This is a genomic window from uncultured Amaricoccus sp. (assembly GCF_937891315.1).
In the GTDB taxonomy this organism is placed as follows: domain Bacteria; phylum Pseudomonadota; class Alphaproteobacteria; order Rhodobacterales; family Rhodobacteraceae; genus Amaricoccus.
This window is the reverse complement of sequence record NZ_CALAGI010000065.1, coordinates 1-5,061: the sequence shown is the minus strand read 5'-3', so window position 1 is coordinate 5,061 and position 5,061 is coordinate 1. Positions and strand designations below refer to the sequence as shown.

Sequence of the window (5,061 nt, the reverse complement as noted above, 5' to 3'; positions counted from 1 at the left end):
GCCCGCGAGCGTCGGGCCGATGACCATGTTGCCGATCGAGCCGATCCTCGGCGCGGTCGGCGCGGCGCTCGGCGCCGGCGGCTGCGTCGTGCTGCAAGCCCCGCCCGGCGCCGGCAAATCGACGCGCGTCCCGATCTATCTCCTTGAGCAGGAACTCGTCGCCGGCCGGATCCTGATGCTGGAGCCGCGCCGGGTCGCGGCCAGGGCCACCGCCGAGCGGCTGGCGGCGGCGCTCGGCGAGACGCCGGGCGGCCGGGTCGGCTATCGGGTGCGCGGCGAGACCGTGCCCGGCGCGCGGATCGAGGTGGTGACCGAGGGCATCCTGACGCGCATGCTGCAGTCCGAGCCCGACCTGCCCGGCGTCGGCTGCGTGATCTTCGACGAGTTCCACGAACGCGCCCTGCAGGCCGATCTCGGCCTCGCGCTGATCCTCGAGGCCCGCGCCGCGCTGCGCCCCGACCTGGCGCTGATCGTCATGTCGGCGACGCTCGACGCAGGCCCCGTCGCCGCGCTGATCGGGGCGCCGGTGCTGACCGCCGAGGGCCGCGCCTTCCCCGTGGAAACGCGCTGGCTGGACCGGCCCTGGGCGGGCCCGCGCGCGCGGCTGGAAACGGCGGCGGCCGAACTCGCGCTCCGCGCGCTCGACGAGACCGAGGGCGGCGTGCTCCTGTTCCTCCCCGGTCAGGCCGAGATCGCCCGCGCCGCCGGACTGCTCGCGCCGCGGCTCGGGCCGGAGGTCCGGATCCAGCCGTTGCATGGTGGCCTGCCGTTCGCCCGCCAGCGCGAGGCGCTCGCGCCGCTGGCCGCCGGGCGCAAGCTGGTGCTCGCCACGGCGATCGCCGAGACCTCGCTCACCATTCCCGATGTGCGGGTGGTGGTGGACGCGGGTCGCGCCCGCCGCCCGCGCTACGATCCCGGCTCCGGCATGACGCGGCTCGTCACCGAGCGTGTCAGCCGCGCCGAAGCCGAGCAGCGCCGCGGGCGTGCCGGGCGGGTGGCGCCGGGCTGGTGCTACCGGCTCTGGACCCGCGGCGAGGAAGGCGCTTTCGACGCCTTCGCCCCGCCCGAGATCGCCATCGCCGACCTGACCGGCCTCGCGCTCGAACTCGCGCTCTGGGGCGCCGAACCCGGGGCGCTGTCGTTCCTCACCCCGCCGCCGGCGGCGGCCTTCGCCGGGGCGCGGGCCTTGCTGGCCGATCTCGGCGCGCTCGACGCCGCTGGCCGGATCACCGCCCACGGCCGCGGCCTCGCCCGGCTGCCGCTGCATCCCCGGCTCGGGCACATGACGATCGAGGGGCAACGGCTCGGGGTCGGGGCGCTCGCCTGCGACCTCGCCGCGCTGCTGGAGGCGCGGGATCCGCTGCGCGGCCAGGGCGGCCCCGCGCCGACCGATCTCGGGCTCCGCCTCGCCGCCCTGCGCGATCCGGCCCGGGTCGCGGCCGAGCATCCGGTGGACCTCGACCGCGCCGCGATCGAGGCCCTGCGCGTCGAGATCCGCCGGTTGCGCGCCGCCCTGCCCCGCGGCGATGGTTCCGGCGGCGGCGCGAGCCCGGGCGGTGTGCTCTCCCTCGCCTATCCCGACCGCGTCGCCCAGCGGCGGCCCGGCCCCGCGCCGCGCTATCTCCTCTCCGGCGGCAAGGGCGTCGCCCTGCCCGAGATGGACAGGCTCGCCGCCGCGCCGATGCTGGTCGCGGCCGACCTCGACGGCGACCCGCGCGAAGCCCGCGTCCGCCGCGCGCTCGCCGTCGCCGAGACCGAAATCCGCGCGCTCCACGCCGGCCGCCTGACCCGCGAGGAGATCTGCGCCTGGTCGCGCCGCGACCGCGCCGTGGTAGCCCGCCGGCGCCTGAGCTTCGGCGCGCTGGTGCTCGAGGACCGGCCCTGGCCCGACGCGCCACCCGACCGCGTCGCCGCCGCGCTCGGCGAAGGCGTCCGTCAGCTCGGGCTCGACGCCCTGCCCTGGACACCCGCCGCGCGCCGCCTCGCCGCCCGTGTGGAATGGCTCCGCGCGCGCGGCGTGGACCTGCCGGATTTCTCCGGCGCCGGCCTCCTCGCGACGATCGAGACCTGGCTGACGCCGTGGTTGGCCGGCATGACCCGAGCCGAGGACCTGGCCGCGCTCGACCTCCGGGCGGCGCTGGAGGCCCGGCTCGACCGCGCGGCGCGGGCGATGCTCGACCGCCTCGCCCCGGCCGAGATCCTCGCCCCGACCGGCACCCGCCTGGCCGTCGACTATTCCGGCGCCGCGCCGTCGGTCTCCGTACGGTTGCAGGAGATGTTCGGCCTGACCCGGCATCCGACCCTGGGCCCCGACGCCGTGCCGCTCGTGATCGAGCTGCTCTCGCCGGGTCAGCATCCGGTCCAGACCACGTCCGACCTCCCCGGCTTCTGGGCGCGGTCCTACGCCGACGTGCGCCGCGACCTCCGCGGCCGCTATCCCCGCCATCCCTGGCCCGAGGATCCGGCGGCGGCCGAACCGACCCGGCGCGCGAAACCGCGGGGGACGTGACTCGGGACCTGACCGGCCAATCCCCTCTTGCGTCCACCACGCGACCATCCTATGCGTAGCGCCATTCGCGGAGAGATGCCGGAGCGGTCGAACGGGGCGGTCTCGAAAACCGTTGTGGGGGTGACCCCACCCAGGGTTCGAATCCCTGTCTCTCCGCCACTTGCCCTCGCGAAAGCGTTCTCCCGATCTGGCTGCGGCCGGATTTTTCCGTTGTTTTCGAGGGTTATGCGGGAGGGGCTGAGCACTGACGTCCTCGCCAGGTGGCCCGAAAGCGCTCTCTCAGGGCCGATATTCTCCGGACCTGATGACTGCGCGGATTTGGTGAATAGCTTGCAAGCCTCTGAAAAACATAGGCAATGCGGATATATGGGCTAAACACTCCGACGCCAGTGGCTTTCGCAAGAAGGAACTCGGATCGAACATTCAAGAGGCGCATCATAGCCCGGCCGGGCTGGATCAATCAGCTGGAAGAGCCGACATCGTCGCCTTCACTTGTGGATGCCGAGACGTCGACTTCGCCGAGCTCGAACGTGTCAGTTTCAGTCAGTAGCCATGCTGAAAGACGCTCGGTGGCTAGGGAGGCCTGTTCGGGCTTTCGCAGGGCACACTCCCAGATCGTCGCCACGCGCCAACCCGCCGCAAGCAGCACTCCACGAACGGCGCTGTCCCGAGCAACGTTCGCCTCGAACTTTGCCTGCCAGAAGTCCGCGCGAGTCGACGGTGTAGAGGCGTAGCGGCATCCATGATGCCGATGCCAGAAGCAGCCGTGAACGAAGATGACGGCGCGGTGCATGGGAAGGGCCAGGTCGGGCCTTCCATAGACCTTTTTTGAGTGAAGACGGTAGCGGAAGCCCTTCTTGTGAAGCGCACTGCGAATGGCGATCTCGGGAGCGGTGTCCTTTTGCTTAACGCTCGCCATGATCCTAGACCGCGTCTGCGGATCGAACACGTCGGTCATTGCTTAGAGTTCCGTGCGGTCTTACCTTGTGTTGCGAACCTAGAGCAAACCCGACCGAAGAACAACGCGATGTGTAGCCGTGTTTTCGGCAGACGCGGTGCTCCAGACGGAAATAGATAAGGGGAATCAAGACTAATGGAACTCAAACCCGTTTTAAACTCCGGCCTCCCCAATGGAGAATCTCATATTTCCGAAGAATGTTCGTTTATCTCGCGGCTGGTGCAAGAGGCTACGCAGAAATGAGCTGGCCGATTTCAAACCACGAGAGCCCAGACGTTGACCTCTCAATACCCGGCGTGACCGCACCTCACTATCTGTGGGCAATACTGTCCGCAGATGGAACCAACTTTCGGGAGCGCAACTACGAGAGTACCCGTGCTGCGCTTAGGGCGGCAATAGATCGTTTTTCCACCAGGACCACTGGGGGTCAAAATCCAAACGCTGAGATCTCAGAGCAAAGGCTCCGGACATGGAAGACTGCGTTCGAAGAAATGGGGCTGTTGACGGTTGACGAAGATGGCACTGTCCAAGCCACCCGCTTTGGTCGCGCAGTTATCGACGGCCTAGACGACGTAGCCGCGTCCTTAGAGGGAGCAAATCATAAGATTGCTCGACTGGGTGCGATGGTTGCAAACCGCGTCCTCCTAGCGAAGCCCGACCGAAGTGGCAATCCGGCTTCCGGCGTGCCGGCTGGATCAGACCTGCGTCCACTTCGGGCCATTTGGAAGGCCTTTCGGCAACTCGACAACAGGCTTCACTGGCAGGACATCAACCGCGTTCTCGGTCACATACACAACGAACAAGAGCTCGAAAACGCCATCTCGCGGACTTCAGAATTTCGAAAGAGATTTCCGATGGGCTACTCTAACGAGTTGGAGCTCAAGGAGCTGGGCCAGAACGCTCTTACCAACGATCCACGGCACATAACACCTTGGTTCAACCGAGCCGGCTTGGGCGGAGTGTTGATCCCCTCGGAAGCGGCTTCCGATGGCTTTCGTACGCTGACCAACGAGAATGCCGCAATCTTTGATAGTTTACTCGATGAAGCCGTTCCTGAAGTCCCGCGCGACGCTTGGTCTAATCGATCGAGCTACATTTCCTACTTGATGTCGCCAGTTGAGGCCGCGGAACGCCCGCCCTTGGCGTCGGCTGACATTAATTTAGTGAAAGAGGTGTTGACGGCAGTAAGGGTGCACGGCGTTCGGAAAATCATAGCGCTCTCAGGTATACCAGGGACGGGGAAAACTCGTCTGGCGAGAATTGTTGCCGATCAAATTACTGATGGAGATCCGTCGAGAAGCATGGAGATCCAATTCCACGATAGTACTTCATACGAGGATTTCGTTGAAGGGTTTGTTCCGAGAGCTGATGGACAGGGCTTTCAGCTTCGCCCAAAGACCCTTCGAAAAATTAATGAAAAGGCGTTGGAGGACCCCGGAAGAGAGTATGTCTTGGTGATCGAGGAATTTACCAGGGCGAACGCCCACTCCGTACTTGGCGAGTTGCTTACTTACATTGAACACCGAGGCCGGAAATTTACTCTTTCCATTTCTCAGTCTGAAACGCAAATCGCACCAAATTTGATCGTTCTCAC

At 66.6% G+C, this 5,061-nt stretch carries 3 protein-coding genes and 1 tRNA gene; 3 read left to right on the top strand and 1 reads right to left on the bottom strand.

The features are described from left to right. Positions 1-19 precede the first annotated feature (19 nt). Both hrpB and Q0480_RS05790 read left to right on the top strand, forming a co-directional pair. The gene (hrpB, locus tag Q0480_RS05795) at positions 20-2,509 is read left to right on the top strand and encodes an ATP-dependent helicase HrpB (protein ID WP_299131437.1); all 2,490 of its coding nucleotides are present in this window, start codon (positions 20-22) and stop codon (positions 2,507-2,509) included. Between the two features lie 69 nt (positions 2,510-2,578). Continuing rightward, positions 2,579-2,668 (top strand) — tRNA-Ser (locus tag Q0480_RS05790). Between the two features lie 301 nt (positions 2,669-2,969). Here the strand turns inward: Q0480_RS05790 and Q0480_RS05785 are convergent. Continuing rightward, positions 2,970-3,467 carry a very short patch repair endonuclease gene (locus Q0480_RS05785; protein ID WP_299131436.1) on the bottom strand — a complete coding sequence of 166 codons (498 nt, stop codon included), beginning with the start codon at positions 3,465-3,467 and terminating at the stop codon, positions 2,970-2,972. A gap of 500 nt (positions 3,468-3,967) precedes the next feature. On the opposite strand from Q0480_RS05785, the gene Q0480_RS05780 reads away from it, so the two are divergent. Then, positions 3,968-5,061, top strand: a 1,094-nt coding sequence (locus Q0480_RS05780; RefSeq protein ID WP_299131435.1) for an AAA family ATPase, incomplete at its 3' end; no start/stop codon positions are given.

Coding starts and splice junctions, on each gene's coding strand:
- hrpB (WP_299131437.1), top strand. CDS start 20: ATGACCATGTTGCCGATCGAGCCGATCCTCGGCGCGGTCGGCGCGGCG.
- Q0480_RS05785 (WP_299131436.1), bottom strand. CDS start 3,467: ATGACCGACGTGTTCGATCCGCAGACGCGGTCTAGGATCATGGCGAGC.